Consider the following 14,809-nt stretch of genomic DNA (forward strand, 5'->3'; position numbering starts at 1 on the left):
GGTGGGCTTTCTTTTACCATCATCCTATCTGTGTTCATCTGTGTCCCATCTGCGGCTAATTATTTATGAGCTTATAAAGAGTATCCGTGCACATCCGTATCCATCCGTTTAATCCGTGTCAAAAAGAATCCCGCTCTGTGTGCCCCGTGCTCTCTGTGAGGAATTTACCCCTGCAGATTATATTACTTTTCCTTATCTAACTGCGATTTTAGTTCAATTACTTTTTCGACAGTTAATCCCTGAGCCTGTGCAATTTGTTCGTCGGACAGTATTTTCATTTTGAGAAGATTTATTGCAGCTTCAACAGCTTTCTGCTGTGCGCCTTCGGCAAGACCTTCAGCTCTTCCTTCTGATTTTGCATCCTGAATTACAATAGATTCAAACAAATAAAGCTCCTTAACGTCCTCATTATGTTTTACTTCTTCAACAATTGAATCGATTCTACTTGTAAATTCATCTGAAGCCGTTCCTGTTTTAATATAATTCAGAAATGCCCTGAGTTCAACATCTTTTACATCGTCTGCCGCCTCTGCATTAAAAAAATATTTATGGGTTCTGTCATTAAGAAGTAAAGTTTTATCTTCCTGACAGGTTTCAAGATAGGTATAGATAGGAAAGTTTCTTCCTACTGGATCATCCTTGCAAATAAAAATTATAAAACTTTCATTCAACTGCTCATATTTCTGTCCTTTTAAGAGTGCATTTACATCTATCATTGACTGATAATATCTGACTCTGCATGGCAAGTTATCATAATTTTTGGTCTGCATTTCTATGTCAAAAACGCGATCAGAGTCCTTTATATAGACATCAAGCCTTACACTTTTTGACTGATAATATGGTTTGATAGGTTTTTCAAGTTCCACACGCTCTATGTGATCGATTTTAATTTTGAGAAGCCGTTCAAGAACCCCGATGCAGATTTTATCATCCTTCATCACCTGATGAAACATAAAATCGTCACTGTATTCCAGTTCTTCAATTGGTTTAATTTCCTGCATAAAGCCCTCCTGTAGTTTGTATTATTTCCTTACATATACACTAGCTGCAGACTGTAAAAAATCGGAAATGGATTTGGAAAAAAGTTTGAAATTTTCGACGAAATTTTATGAAAAGACTATTAATAGGTAAGGTGGCGCTGCTAACTTTTAAATTTCCCCTGCGCCAAGAATTGAGCAGCGCGAAGCGGTTACCGGACGAAAGGACGGGAACTGACCGGAAGGGAACTGCGAAATGCGTCTGGGAAAAGTCGGCTGCGCCACCATTGTATAAATCCGTAATTTACTCTAGAATGTTCGATTAAATAAAGAGGTAAAGCATGGCATATTTTTTTGAAGAAGAATCCCACACATTCGATGAGTATCTGTTGGTTCCGGGCTACACTGGCCCTGATTGTATTCCGGCTAATGTTTCTTTGCAGACTCCGGTTGTCCGCTACAATAAGAAAAACGGCGAAAAATGTCCCCTTACAATGAATATTCCGATGGTAAGTGCGGTTATGCAGGCTGTTTCTGATGATAAGCTGGCGGTTGCCCTTGCAAAAGAGGGTGGAATTTCCTTCATTTATGGTTCTCAGACTATTGAAAATCAGGCTGCCATGGTTGCCCGCGTAAAAGATTACAAGGCTGGCTTTGTTTCTTCTGATACTAATATCCGTCCTGACCAGACTTTGACTGAACTGGTTTCTTTGATTGAAGTAACTGGTCACTCTACTGTTGCTGTAACTGAAGACGGTTCTGCTAACGGTAAGCTTCTTGGTATTATTACTGAACGCGATTTTAGAATTAATCACTGCGCTCCTGACGCAAAAGTTTCTGAATATATGACTCCGCTTAAAGACCTGGTAAAGGCTGAAGACGGTATTACTTTGGAAGAAGCTAATGATTTGATTTGGGCTAACAAAATCAATCAGCTTCCTGTTGTTGATAAAAACGGCAATCTTTTGTATCTGGTTTTCCGTAAGGATGCGGCAAGCCACACTGAACATCCTCTTGAACTTTTGGATTCTAAAAAACGCTATATCGTTGGTGCTGGTATTAATACCCGCGATTATATGGAACGTGTTCCTGCTTTGCTTGCTGCTGGTGTTGATGTAATGACTCTGGATTCATCTGAAGGCTTTACTGAATGGCAGCGCCGTGCTTTGCAGGATATTCACGCTAAATGGCCTAATGCTAAGGTTGGTGCTGGTAACGTTGTTGATGCTGAAGGCTTTAACTTCCTTGCTGAAGCTGGTGCTGATTTTGTAAAAATTGGTATTGGCGGCGGTTCTATCTGTATTACCCGCGAGCAGAAGGGTATTGGCCGTGGTCAGGCTACTGCTACAATTGAAGTTGCTAAGGCCCGCGACGCCTACTACGAAAAAACTGGTATTTACGTTCCTATCTGCTCGGACGGTGGTATTGTTTATGACCATCACGTTACTCTGGCTTTGGCTATGGGTGCAGATTTTGTAATGCTTGGCCGCTACTTTGCCCGCTTTGATGAATCTCCTACAAATAAACTTATCGTTAATGGTAACTACGTTAAAGAGTACTGGGGTGAAGGTTCTAACCGTGCCCGCAACTGGCAGCGTTATGATTTGGGCGGTAAAAAAGGCATGGCTTTTGAAGAGGGCGTTGACTCTTACGTTCCTTATGCCGGTTCATTGCACGATAACGTTACCCTTACAACAAGCAAGGTTATTCACGCTATGTGTAACTGTGGTGCTGTTAGCATTCCGGAACTTCAGCAGAAGGCAAAAATTACCCGCGTAAGTTCTGCCTCTATCCGCGAAGGCGGCGCTCACGACGTTATTGTTAAGAATTCTATTAAAGCAAACTAATTAAATTACAGCGTCGCATTCTTTACAGATTTTGAAGAACCCCTTATAATTTTCTTAATACAAAAAGTTAATTATACGGGGTTTCTTTATGTTAGGAATCTTTCTAAATCTCCTTCTGGTGGCCTGCGGTTCGCTTGCAATTGCAACAGCCATTTCTTTCTTTATACATGAGCCTGAATCCGGCTATATCCGGGTTTATACCCTCCATTTTGGCTCTGCAATCTTTATGATTTGTACGGGTTATGTTTTTATGGCCTTTACGGAAAACCTGAATTATGCCTATATCCCGCGTTTTTTTGGGCTTGCAGGAATTGATTTGTTTTTGATAATCGAGCTTTCCTTTCTGCTTAGGGAATTGAATATCAAAAACACTTTTCATTTTATGATTATCGCCTGCTTACTTTTATATTTTATTTTTGACATGCTGATTTTTGGCAGCAAAAATGCCCTGAATTATGTACGTTATAATTCCTGTACGGCTTATGAAAACACCGGCGACGGAAAGTTTGCTTTTCATTATATCTTTATGCTGGTTATGGCCTGTATTCTTTTGTATTTTGGCATTAAATGGTATAAAAGCAAGAAAATCCACCGTGATAAGGTTTTTGCCCTTGAAGTTATCTGCGCAAACTTTATTGTAATTTTTGCGGCTCTTCCTGATGTAATGCATACTGTTTTTTCTGCAAAATATCCGACCTTTCCTTATTCTATTGCCCTTTCCTTTGTTTATTTTTCCTGGTGGTTTGCCTGCCGCTGGCACATTACTTACCGGCCAAATGTTAAAAATGTAAGCCGTCAGGTTTATGATACTCTTGATATTCCGATTTTGATTTTTGATATGGACGGAAATGTCTGTATTCAAAACCCTTGTGCTACAAAAAAGTTCAATATTTCTGAGGGAGAGCATCCTTCTCTTCGTGATTTATTTGCCTTTTCTGATGTTGAAACTATGGTTTTCCTGAAAAATGCGCGGGAAGGAACCGGAGAAAAAACTTCTGTCCGCATGAAAACTACAAATCAGCTTTGTGTCCTTACAACAAATGTTCAGTTTGATAATGCAGGAGAGCCTTTCTGTATTATTGGTGCCGTTTTCCAGGGAATTGAAGAGCAGGAGGCATTGAAAGTTGAAAACATATAAGCCTTATCAGGTTGTCCTGATTGTTTTTTTCAGCATGTTTGCAAATGTCGGGGGAAGGGTAATTGCAGACTTTTTTAAGCTTCCTTTATGGATGGATTCCTTTGGAACCTTCTTTACAGCCTATACTCTTGGCCCGATCTGCGGCGCAATTGTGGGTGTTTCGGGAAATATGATTCACGGATTATTAAATCCAATTTCCTATGTTTATTCCATTACGGCAGTTTTTATTGCCTTTATTGTAGGAGTTCTTGCGGCAAGAGGCTGGCTGAATACGCTTTTAAAGACCATGTCGCTTAGTGTTCTTGTAACTCTTGTCTGTGTTCTGATTTCTGTTGTCTTAAACGCTGTTTTTTATGACGGCGATGTTGGAAATGTCTGGGGAAATTCCGTAGTTGAACTTTTTGAAAGCTGGGGAACTCCAAAGCCTGTGCGCATTGTGCTGGGGCAGTTTTATATTGATTTTCTGGATAAGGTTTTTACCCTTGTTGCCCTTTTTATTTTTATAAGAGTATACCGGGTGTTAAAGCCCTTCCTTCCTAAAATCCTGAAGATTCAGCCTGCACTGATTCTTTTATTTTTGGCTATTTTTATTCCTCAAAAAACTTATGCTTCTTCTATTAAAGAGTATAATTCCTATGTTCATACAATTTACAATAAGTTAAACGGACTTCCAGGAAGCAAGGCAAATGATATTGCTTCTACCAACGACGGTATCCTCTGGATTGGAACTTATGAAGGGCTTTACCGCCATAACGGTCATGAATTCCGCCTTATGACAGAATTTGATTCCATTAAGGCTGTCCGCTGTCTTTATGTTGATGATGAAGGACGACTTTTTGTTGGAACTAATGATAACGGTCTTTCAATCATTATCAACGAAAGCATAATGAACGTGATTGAAGAAAAGGATGGTCTTCCTGCCGACGCAATCAGAAGCATTACCCGTGGTTCAAACGGTCTTTATTATGTTGGAACTGCAGAGGCTCTGGCTGTGCTTTCAAATGCAGACGGTCTTGGCATTGTAAAAACCCTTCCTCAGATTCAGACTGCCCTTACTGTAAGCCCTGATGAAAAGGATCACGTTGCCGCTGTTACGGCAGGCGGAAGTTTATTTATAATGACAGGAACTGAGCTTTCCTGGTCTTCTTCTGAGATTTCTGAAAATTTTACCGCTGCCTCTTTTTCTCCTGACGGATACTTGTATGCCTCTACGGAATCAAACCGCCTTATGGTTTTTGAAGTAAAAGAAAATAAGGCAGAATTTCTTTCTGAGATAAAGTGCACGGGTGTAAGACATATCAATTCAATTTCCTTTTATGATGATGTTATGTTTTTGTGCGCAGATAACGGGGCAGGCTATGTTGAAAACGGAGTCTACCAGCGCATTGAAACAGGAGTTTTTAATAATTCCATTGATAATATGACCGAAGATTACCAGGGAAACCTCTGGTTTACTTCCTCTCGTCTTGGTCTTTTGAAGATGTGCTCTTCTTCTTTTCTGGATGTCTATGCCCTTGCTGAGCTTCCTGAAAGTGTTGTGAACTCAACTGCGCGTTTTAACGGAAACTTTTATTTTGCTACCGATAACGGGCTTATGGCCATTAATTCTGAAAACGGAAAGGCTCTTAAAAACGAACTTACAGCCCTGCTTTCCAATACCCGAGTCCGCTGTCTTTGCATTGCAGAAGACGGTTCTATGTGGATTGCCACAAAGGCAAGGGGCCTGGTTCATGCTTACACTAATGGAAAAATTGTTTCTATTGGTAAGGGGCACCAGTTCCGTGTGGCAAGGGAGCTTGCTGACGGAACTATTGCGGCTGGTATGAGCGACGGTCTTGCCTTTGTTAAAAATGACCAGATTGTTCAGTGGCTTTCTGATAAGGATGGGCTTGAAAATCCTCAGGTTCTGACGCTTGGACAGAAGGACGGAAGTCTTATTCTTGCCGGAACTGACGGCGGTGGACTTGCCCTGATTTCTAAAGAAGGGGAAGAAACTTCTTACAGCATAAAGCGCCTTATCAAGAGGTCAGACGGCCTTTCTTCAAACGTAATTCTTCGTACTGTAAATGATTCTAAAGACCCTTCTGGTGTCTTTGTAATTACAAGTAACAGCATTAACTACATGGCTTTTGACCAGGCCGGAAATTTTAAGGTAAAATCCCTTTCAAATTTTCCTTTTTCCAACAATTATGATTTAGTCGTTCTTGAAAACAATAATGTTTTTGTTCTGAGCAGCGCGGGAATCTTTGTTGTAAACCGGGACGAACTGCTTTCCGGAAGAAAAATTGATTACGAGCTTCTTGATTTGAAAAAGGGCTTGAGAGGTTCCCTTACTGCCAATTCCTGGAATTATATTGATGAGGAAGGAAATCTCTATCTTTCCTGCGATACCGGAGCCAGCAGAATCAACCTGAATACCTACGATAAAGCTGAACATTCCTACCGTATGCAGATGAAGTCTGTATTAATAGATGGAAGACGCCATATTGTTCAAAAGGATATTCCTTTTGTTATCCCTGCAGAAACTGATACTCTGGAAATTGTTCCGGAAATCATAAATTATTCTATTAATACTCCATATATCAGCCTCTTTTTTGAGGGCCTTGATGAAAAGCCTTCTGTAATGCTGCAGAATGATCTTTCCAGCGTTATTTACACAAACCTTAGGGCAGGGGAATATAAATTTCATATTGCGGTTCTTGATTCAAAGGGAAGAAATATTCTTGAAGAGTCGGTTTACACAATTCAGAAGACCTACCGAATGTTTGATAACTGGTGGTTCCTCTTCTATATACTTGCGGTTGCCATGCTTGCCATTATCTGGCTTACCTGGTTTATTGTTTCTGGCTTTCAGGAACGAAGGATGGAAAAACAGAGAGCCGAAATGGAATCAATCAGGCATCAGATCCGCATGGGTAATGAAACAATCTTTTCTATTGCGAATGCTGTCGAAGCCCGTGATAAGAGTACAGGCCGTCATGCCTACCGCGTAGCAGAATATGCGGTTTTGATTGCCCGCGAACTGGGCTTTACCGAAGAAGAGCAGACTCAAATCCGACGGACAGGACTTTTGCATGATATCGGAAAAATTGGTGTTCCTGATTCTGTTTTGAATAAGCCTGCAGAACTTAATGATGAAGAATATGAGATTATGAAAACTCACACTATTATTGGTGGTGAGATTATGAAGGACTTTACCCTTATTCCTCATGTAGATGAAGGGGCAAAATATCATCACGAGCGTTACGACGGAACCGGCTATCCAACCGGCTTGAAGGGAGAAGAGATTCCTTTGAATGCGCGAATTATCGGAATTGCAGATGCCTTTGATGCCATGACTGCAACCCGTGTTTACCGTAAGGCGCTTGATATGGATTATGTAGTTTCCGAGCTTAAACGCTGCTCTGGAACTCAGTTTGATCCGGGCTTAGTAAAAATCATGCTTTCTTTGATTGCAAGTGGAAAAATCAACGTTTCTAAGACTGTGGAAGAAAGTGCCCAGCCTGAAACGGAGGCAAAAAGATGATAAAAAACAAATATGTCCTTACCGTCCTTACTGTAATGGCCGGTATTTTAATAATGTTTTTGAATACAAAAATCTTTTCTCACAGTAAAGATGAGAACCTTTTAAAAATCGGCTTTATTTACAATGCTGACACAGCTACTGCCTATTCAATTAATTTTTTCCGTTCGCAGACGGCGCTTGAAGATACTTTTGGTGATAAGGTTCAGGTTTTTGCAAAATACAATATCGGTGAAAACGGGACTGCCTGCGAAGATGCTATTGAAGCACTTGTAAAGGAAGGCTGCCGTCTTATTTTTACCGTCAGCTACGGCTATGGAGAGGCTACTAAAAAGATGGCAGCTAAATATCCGGAAGTTCAATTCTGCCATGCAACGGGTGATTTAGCAGATAAAGAGCCACTGCTTGCTAATTATCATAATTTTATGGGAACAATTCATGAAGGCCGCTATTTGTGCGGAATTATTGCAGGGCTCAAGATTCGTGAACTTATTGCCAGCGGAAAGATTAAGCGTAATGCCGTAAAGGTAGGTTATGTCGGTGCTTTTTCTTATGCAGAGGTAATTTCCGGTTATACAGCCTTTTATCTTGGAGTTCACAGCATTGTTCCGGAAGCAGAAATGCTTGTCCGCTACACAAATACCTGGAGTAATCACGTAATCGAAAAGAAAACTGCAGAAAAACTTATTGATGAAGGTTGTGTAATTATCAGCCAGCATTCTGATACTTCCGGCCCTGCAATTGCCTGTGAAGAAGCCAGCGTAAAACAGGGAAAAACTGTTTTTCATGTAGGTTATAACCAGAGCATGATTGATGTAGCTCCTACAACATCTCTTGTTTCCTGCCGCATTGACTGGACTCCTTATATTCTTAATGCCTGCAGGGCTGTCATGGAAGGTAAGAAGATTGAAAGCCTTTTAAAAAGTCCTTATAAAACCAATGATTCAACCGGCGGTTTTGATAAGGGCTGGATTGAAATTGTAGGTTTAAACCGCCATATTCTTGCAGCTGGAACGGAAGAGGAAATTTCAAAAACTGAAAAGCAGTTTAAGGCTGGAACCATATCAGTTTTTAAGGGAAATTTTATTGGAGTAAATCCCTATGATCCTTCTGATAGCTGGGATTTAAGAAAGCCTTTCAACGAGTGCGAAAAACGCAGTGCACCGGCTTTCTGCTACGTACTTAAAGATGTAATTGAAATAAAATAGAAAATAAAAAAATGCGGGAAAGTGTCCCGCATTTTTTTTCTTTCCTTTTTTAAATTTGACGTGTATTCTTTAAGTATGTTTAAGATTTTTAAGCTTAAAGAAAACGGCAGTGATGTAAAAACCGAAATAATAGCAGGCCTATCTACCTTTATGACCATGGCCTATATTCTTGCGGTTAATCCTCTTATTCTTTCTGCCTGCGGTATGGATTTTACCAAGGTTTTTGCCGCTACTGCCATTGCTTCTGCAATATCCTGTTTTGTAATGGGCTTTTATGCCAACCTTCCATTTGCTCTTTCTGCCAGCATGGGCGTAAATGCCATGTTCGCCTATACAATCTGTAATTCTATGGGCTATTCCTGGCAGTGGGCGCTTACAGCTACCCTTATGGAAGGTATAATTTTTATCCTTCTTACCGTAACAAATTTGCGGGAGGCAATTGTAAACAGCATTCCGCCTAATCTTAAAAAGGCAATCGGAGCAGGGGTTGGACTCTTTGTAGCTTATATAGGTTTGAAAAATGGAAACGTAATTGTTGCTGATGACTCTACGATTACAGCCATTAATTCCCACTGGTTTACGGGAACTCCACTTCTGACCATTCTTGGTGTAGTTATTACAGCTATACTTATGGTCAGGAATGTCCGCGGAGCAATCTTGATTGGTATTCTTATTATAACTCTTCTTGGAATTCCTATGGGGGAAACAAAATACGCTGGCGGCAGCTTTCTTCCGGCAAGTCCTTATTTTTGTGAATTTTCTTTTTCTGAGATTTTTACAAATCATAAGACTCTTTCAGATTTTATAATCATTACGGTTACCCTTTTATATGTAGATATGTTTAATACCGTGGGAACCCTGATAGCCTGTGCCGGTAAATCTAACATGATACAAAAGGACGGCAGCATTCCGCGCACAAGAGAAGCCCTGATGGCGGATGCCGTGGGAACTACAGTGGGTGCTGTTTTTGGAACTTCTACAATTACAACTTTTGTTGAAAGTTCTACCGGTGTTGCAGAAGGAGGCCGTACAGGACTTACGACGATTGTTGTGGGAATTCTCTTTCTTCTGTCTCTTTTTATAGAACCGATTTTTGGTTCTATTCCCTCTGCCGCAACAGCAGCTGCCCTTATTCTTGTCGGCGGTATGATGATTGAACCTATGAAGGATATTGATTATTCAGATTACACGGAATTAATTCCTGCCTTTCTTACTATCCTTATGATGATCTGTACTTCAAGTATTTCTGATGGTATCCTTTTTGGAATTTTATCTTATGTGCTTCTTAAGGCTTTTACCGGCCGTATCAAGCAGTTACAGCTTATGACCTGGGTTGTAGCAGGTCTTTTTGTAATAAGAATAATTATCGGGATTCTTTCCTGATGTGTAAGATGTGATTATGGAAAAAAAAGAACTGAAAAAACTGATTGAAACAGCCACTGGAAAAGTCTCAGCAGATTTGTGCATTAAAAATGCTAAGATTGTCGATGTTTTTACCAGAAATGTTTTTGAAGGGGATATTTTTATCTCTGACGGCTATATTGCAGGCTTTGGCGGCTATAATTATCCGCCGGTAAAAGAAGTCTTTGATGCAAAAGGAAGCTATATTGCACCGGGGCTCATAGATGCTCATGTTCATATTGAATCAAGTCATTTGTGCCCGGCTGAGTTTTCCCGCCTTGTTGTGCCCCATGGAACAACTACGGTTGTTGCAGATCCTCACGAAATCTGTAACGTATGTGGACTTGACGGTCTGGACTATATGCTTAAGGCTTCTGAAAAGCTTGCTCTCAAGGTTTTTATTCAGTTTCCTTCCTGTGTTCCTGCCACTCCTTTTGAAAATTCCGGGGCAGAGCTGGGGGCAGAAGAAATTGCTTCCCGAATAGAAAATCCCCGTATTCTTGCTCTGGGCGAGTTTATGAATTATGTGGGCGTTTGTAATGCGGATGAAGAGATTCTTGATAAAATCATGGCGGCAAGAAAGGCTGGAAAATATTTTGACGGGCACAGTCCTTCCTTGTTCGGAAACTGGCTTGATGCTTATATTGCCGCCGGTGCCATAAATGACCACGAATGTTCGACCCCGGAAGAAGCTCTTGAAAGGCTTAAGAGGGGAATGTACGTTATGCTGCGGGAAGGAACAGCCTGCAATGATCTTGAAAAGCTTTTACCTATAGTAAACGATAATAATTCCCATTTGTGCATGTTCTGTACGGATGACCGCCAGCCTTCTTCTATCGTAAATGACGGACATATTGATAATAACGTAAGGCTTGCAATAAAAAACGGGCTGAATCCTATTACTGCACTTACAATGGCAACTTTGAATGCTGCAAACTGCTATGGTCTTAAAGACAGGGGTGCTGTTGCGCCGGGCCGTCTTGCAGATTTGATATTATTCGATGATTTAAATGATTTTAAGGTAAGAAAAGTCTGGGCTTCAGGAAAACTTGTTTCTGATGAAGGAAAGTATCTTGCTTCTGACCTTGTCGTAAAGCCTGAAAAAGTAAGCGGAAAAATGAATGTAAAAAACTTCAGCCGCGAAAGACTGGCGCTGAAGCTGGAATCAGACAGGGCAAGGGCAATTAAAATTATTCCTCACTCTATTGTAACTGAAGATGCGGAAGTGAAGGTTTCCCGCGATAAGGATGGCTTCTGGCAAAGAAATTCTGACGATGTGGTTAAGATTGCGGTGGTGGAACGTCATAAGGGAACCGGGAATGTAGGTCTTGGTCTTATTCAGGGCTTTGGACTTAAGGGCGGTGCTATGGCAATGACAATAGCCCATGATTCCCACAATATAATTGTTATTGGTGATTCAGATGAAGATATGGAAGCGGCTGTAAACTGCCTTATAGAGATTGGTGGTGGAATGGCGATTGCAAAAGAAGGAAAGATTCTTTCAAGCTTTCAGCATGAGATTGCCGGTCTTATGTGCACTAAGCCTGCTTATGAGGTTGCCGAAAAAATCAAAGAAATGAAGGAAATTGTAAAAAATCAACTTCATATTTCTAGTGAAATTGCACCTTTTATGACTCTCTGCTTTATGGCTCTTCCTGTAATTCCGGCCCTTAAGATTACAGATATGGGACTTTTTGACGTTACTCAATTTAAGCATGTAAGTGTTGAGATTTAAAAGCAGGCGTTGCGGGCGGCGTATGAGCCCGCAGAAGGGGTAGCGTGCAACGAAGTGCACGCGTAGGGGAAGACTTTCCCCTTACCCTGATTTCTACTATACTATCCGTATGAAAGCAAATGATGAGAAGATAGTTATCCGCGGGGCGCGGGAACATAACCTTAAAAATGTTGATGTTGAACTTCCGCGCAATAAGCTTGTTGTAATTTCGGGGCTTAGCGGTAGCGGTAAATCTTCTCTGGCGTTTGATACGCTTTTTGCCGAAGGTCAGCGCCGTTATATGGAAAGTCTTTCGGCCTATGCCCGCCAGTTTCTTGGGCGAATGGATAAGCCTGATGTTGATTTGATTGAAGGGCTTTCTCCTGCCATTTCTATTGAACAGAAATCTACAAATAAAAACCCGCGTTCTACTGTGGGTACTATTACAGAAATCTACGACTATTACCGTCTGCTTTTCAGCCGAATCGGTAAGCCTCACTGTCCTAACTGCGGTCGCGAAATCCGGGAGCAGAGCATTGACCAGATTATAGATACCATTATGACCTGGGAAGACGGCACTAAAATGCAGGTGCTGGCTCCGGTTGTGCGGGGTAAAAAGGGTGAGCATACTAAGATTTTTGAGGACGCTAAGAAATCGGGCTTTATCCGTGCCCGCGTTGACGGCGTTATGGCTGACCTTGATGAGACAATTAAGCTTGATAAGCAGAAAAAGCACACGATCGAAATTGTTGTTGACCGAATCGTAAAAAGCGCTGATGTTCGTACCCGCCTTACTGACAGCGTTGAAATTGCCCTTAAGAGTGCAAACGGAATTGTTGTTGTTACCCGCCGCACAGAAGAGGGGGAAGAAGAGGTTTTCTTCAGCCAGAAAAATGCCTGCCCAGACTGCGGTATTTCTATTCCGGATTTGCAGCCCCGTCTTTTTTCTTTTAATAACCCTTTTGGTGCCTGCCCGGAATGTACAGGTCTTGGCCAGAAAATGGAATGGGATGAAAGTAAGATTCTTCCAGACCGCAATTTAAGCTTTAATCAGAAGGCTCTGCCGTTTTTTAATCCTGACAGCGAGTGGAATCATTCTATGTTTGCGGCTGTTGCAGAGGCTTCGGGTTTTACCCTTGATACTCCAATCAATCAGCTGACTGACGAGCAGTTTAATTACCTCTGGCATGGTGATGCAGAAAAGAAAATCCGCTGGGTTTACAAAAAGCAGAGCGGGGAAGGCTATTCAGAATATAACCGTCCATGGCCTGGAGTTTTGAACGAAATGAAGCGCCGCCACAACGAAGCCTGGGGCGAAAGTCAGCGCGCTAACATTGAAGAAAAGTTTATGACCATCAGCGAATGTTCCTGCTGCGGCGGAAAAAGACTTCGCACTGAAGCGCTTGGCGTTACCGTTGGCGGAAAAAACATCTGGGATTTGACGACTCTTTCTGTAAATGAATCGATTGCCTTTTTTGACGCCCTTGAACTTACCGAAAGCGAAAAGAAAATCGGGGAGCAGGTGCTTAAGGAAATACGTGCCCGCCTGCGCTTTTTGCGGGACGTTGGACTTGAATATTTAACTTTGGAACGCGCTGCCGAAACTTTAAGCGGCGGTGAGGCTCAGCGAATCCGCCTTGCTACTCAGATTGGTTCTGCTCTTTGCGGCGTTATGTACATTCTGGATGAGCCTAGTATTGGACTTCATCAGCGGGATAATCAGCGCCTTATTGATACTTTGATAAATCTGCGTGATAACGGAAATACTGTAATTGTTGTTGAACACGACGAGCAGACTTTGCGAACTGCCGACTATCTTATTGATTTAGGCCCTGGCGCTGGTGTAAACGGCGGTAAAATTGTTGCAGCCGGAACTCCGGAAGAAGTAGCTAAAGTGCCTGAAAGCCTTACCGGCCAGTATCTTGCGGGAACTTTGACCATGCAGATTCCGACAGAGCGCCGTAAGGGTAATGGAAAGTTCCTTCAGATTCGCGGCGTAACCGAGCATAACCTTAAAAATGTTGATGTTGATATTCCGCTTGGCGTTTTTACCTGTATTACCGGCGTCAGCGGAAGCGGAAAGTCTACCCTTATGGGCGATGTAATTTTCCCTTACGTAAGTAACCGCCTTATGAGGACAAAACTGCCGGTTGGAAAGTGTACTGAATGCCACGGAGCGGGTGCCCTTGATAAGGTAATCAATATTGACCAGTCACCAATCGGTCGTTCTCCTCGTTCTAACCCTGCAACATATGTCGGTGTTTTTGATGCAATCCGCGATTTGTACGCAAGCCTGCCGGAAAGTAAGGCGCGAGGTTATCAGAAAGGACGCTTCAGCTTTAACGTAAAGGGCGGCCGCTGCGAAAACTGTCAGGGTGCGGGCGAAATCGTAATCGAAATGAACTTTTTGCCAGATGTTTTTATTCAGTGTGAAGTCTGCCACGGAAAGCGTTTTAATCACGAAACTCTGGAAGTTTTGTATAAGGGAAAATCGATTAACGACGTTCTCAACATGACAATTGATGAGGCCTGTGAATTCTTCAGTTCAATTCCTCATATTTTCAGAAAGATTTCTACCTTGCAGGCAGTTGGCCTTGGCTATATTCAGCTTGGACAGAATGCCCTTACACTTTCGGGCGGTGAAGCTCAGCGAGTTAAGCTTGCAAATGAACTTGCCCGCCCGGGAACAGGCAAAACCCTTTATATTCTTGATGAGCCTACAACAGGTCTTCATTTTGCAGATGTAAAACAGCTTATGAGTGTAATTCAGAGCCTAGTTGATAAGGGAAACTCTGTTTTGATGATTGAGCACAACCTTGATGTAATCTGTCAGGCTGACTATCTGATTGACCTGGGACCGGAAGGCGGAACGGGCGGTGGAACTATCGTTGCAAAAGGAACGCCGGAAGACGTTGCCCGGGTGGCAGAATCTTACACAGGGCAGTTTGTTAAAGAAATCTTAGAAAAAAAGAAGTAACCCTGCTTTTGTGATTATTGTTTG

Annotated in this window: 8 protein-coding genes; 7 read left to right on the top strand and 1 reads right to left on the bottom strand. The window is 41.9% G+C overall.

Features of this window, described 5'->3' with window-relative positions:
* Positions 1 to 182 precede the first annotated feature (182 nt).
* Entirely contained in the window at positions 183 to 1,001 is an 819-nt protein-coding gene (locus tag MSI_RS05470) for an Rpn family recombination-promoting nuclease/putative transposase (RefSeq protein WP_009104532.1), read from the bottom strand.
* A gap of 317 nt (positions 1,002 to 1,318) precedes the next feature.
* Between MSI_RS05470 and MSI_RS05480 the strand changes: the two genes are divergently transcribed.
* The 7 genes from MSI_RS05480 to uvrA all read left to right on the top strand — a co-directional run bounded on the left by MSI_RS05480 (position 1,319) and on the right by uvrA (position 14,785).
* A complete protein-coding gene (locus MSI_RS05480; protein WP_009104534.1) occupies positions 1,319 to 2,824 on the top strand; it encodes an IMP dehydrogenase in 1,506 nt (501 codons plus the stop codon).
* Positions 2,825 to 2,912: 88 nt separating this feature from the next.
* Positions 2,913 to 3,962 (top strand): hypothetical protein, encoded by a 1,050-nt coding sequence (locus MSI_RS05485; RefSeq protein WP_009104536.1) that lies wholly within the window; start codon positions 2,913 to 2,915, stop codon positions 3,960 to 3,962.
* Positions 3,949 to 7,488 (top strand): HD domain-containing phosphohydrolase, encoded by a 3,540-nt coding sequence (locus MSI_RS05490; protein ID WP_009104538.1) that lies wholly within the window; start codon positions 3,949 to 3,951, stop codon positions 7,486 to 7,488. Before MSI_RS05485 ends, MSI_RS05490 begins: the two co-directional genes overlap by 14 nt.
* Positions 7,485 to 8,693, top strand: a complete 1,209-nt coding sequence (locus MSI_RS05495; RefSeq protein ID WP_009104541.1) for a BMP family ABC transporter substrate-binding protein — start codon at positions 7,485 to 7,487, stop codon at positions 8,691 to 8,693. The genes MSI_RS05490 and MSI_RS05495 overlap by 4 nt, the downstream gene beginning before the upstream one ends.
* Before the next feature lie 75 nt (positions 8,694 to 8,768).
* On the top strand, positions 8,769 to 10,076 hold the full coding sequence (locus tag MSI_RS05500) for an NCS2 family permease (protein ID WP_009104543.1): 1,308 nt from the start codon (positions 8,769 to 8,771) through the stop codon (positions 10,074 to 10,076).
* A 16-nt stretch (positions 10,077 to 10,092) separates the two neighbouring features.
* Positions 10,093 to 11,829 carry an adenine deaminase gene (gene ade, locus MSI_RS05505; RefSeq protein ID WP_009104545.1) on the top strand — a complete coding sequence of 579 codons (1,737 nt, stop codon included), beginning with the start codon at positions 10,093 to 10,095 and terminating at the stop codon, positions 11,827 to 11,829.
* A 109-nt stretch (positions 11,830 to 11,938) separates the two neighbouring features.
* Positions 11,939 to 14,785 carry an excinuclease ABC subunit UvrA gene (uvrA, locus tag MSI_RS05510; protein WP_009104546.1) on the top strand — a complete coding sequence of 949 codons (2,847 nt, stop codon included), beginning with the start codon at positions 11,939 to 11,941 and terminating at the stop codon, positions 14,783 to 14,785.
* Positions 14,786 to 14,809 lie beyond the last annotated feature (24 nt).

The organism is Treponema sp. JC4 (genome assembly GCF_000260795.1).
Taxonomy (GTDB): domain Bacteria; phylum Spirochaetota; class Spirochaetia; order Treponematales; family Treponemataceae; genus Treponema_D.

What these genes read in the sequence shown, in the direction of transcription:
- ade (WP_009104545.1), top strand. Translation starts at nt 10,093, where the DNA reads ATGGAAAAAAAAGAACTGAAAAAACTGATTGAAACAGCCACTGGAAAA.
- MSI_RS05470 (WP_009104532.1), bottom strand. Translation starts at nt 1,001, where the DNA reads ATGCAGGAAATTAAACCAATTGAAGAACTGGAATACAGTGACGATTTT.
- MSI_RS05500 (WP_009104543.1), top strand. Translation starts at nt 8,769, where the DNA reads ATGTTTAAGATTTTTAAGCTTAAAGAAAACGGCAGTGATGTAAAAACC.
- uvrA (WP_009104546.1), top strand. Translation starts at nt 11,939, where the DNA reads ATGAAAGCAAATGATGAGAAGATAGTTATCCGCGGGGCGCGGGAACAT.
- MSI_RS05480 (WP_009104534.1), top strand. Translation starts at nt 1,319, where the DNA reads ATGGCATATTTTTTTGAAGAAGAATCCCACACATTCGATGAGTATCTG.
- MSI_RS05485 (WP_009104536.1), top strand. Translation starts at nt 2,913, where the DNA reads ATGTTAGGAATCTTTCTAAATCTCCTTCTGGTGGCCTGCGGTTCGCTT.
- MSI_RS05495 (WP_009104541.1), top strand. Translation starts at nt 7,485, where the DNA reads ATGATAAAAAACAAATATGTCCTTACCGTCCTTACTGTAATGGCCGGT.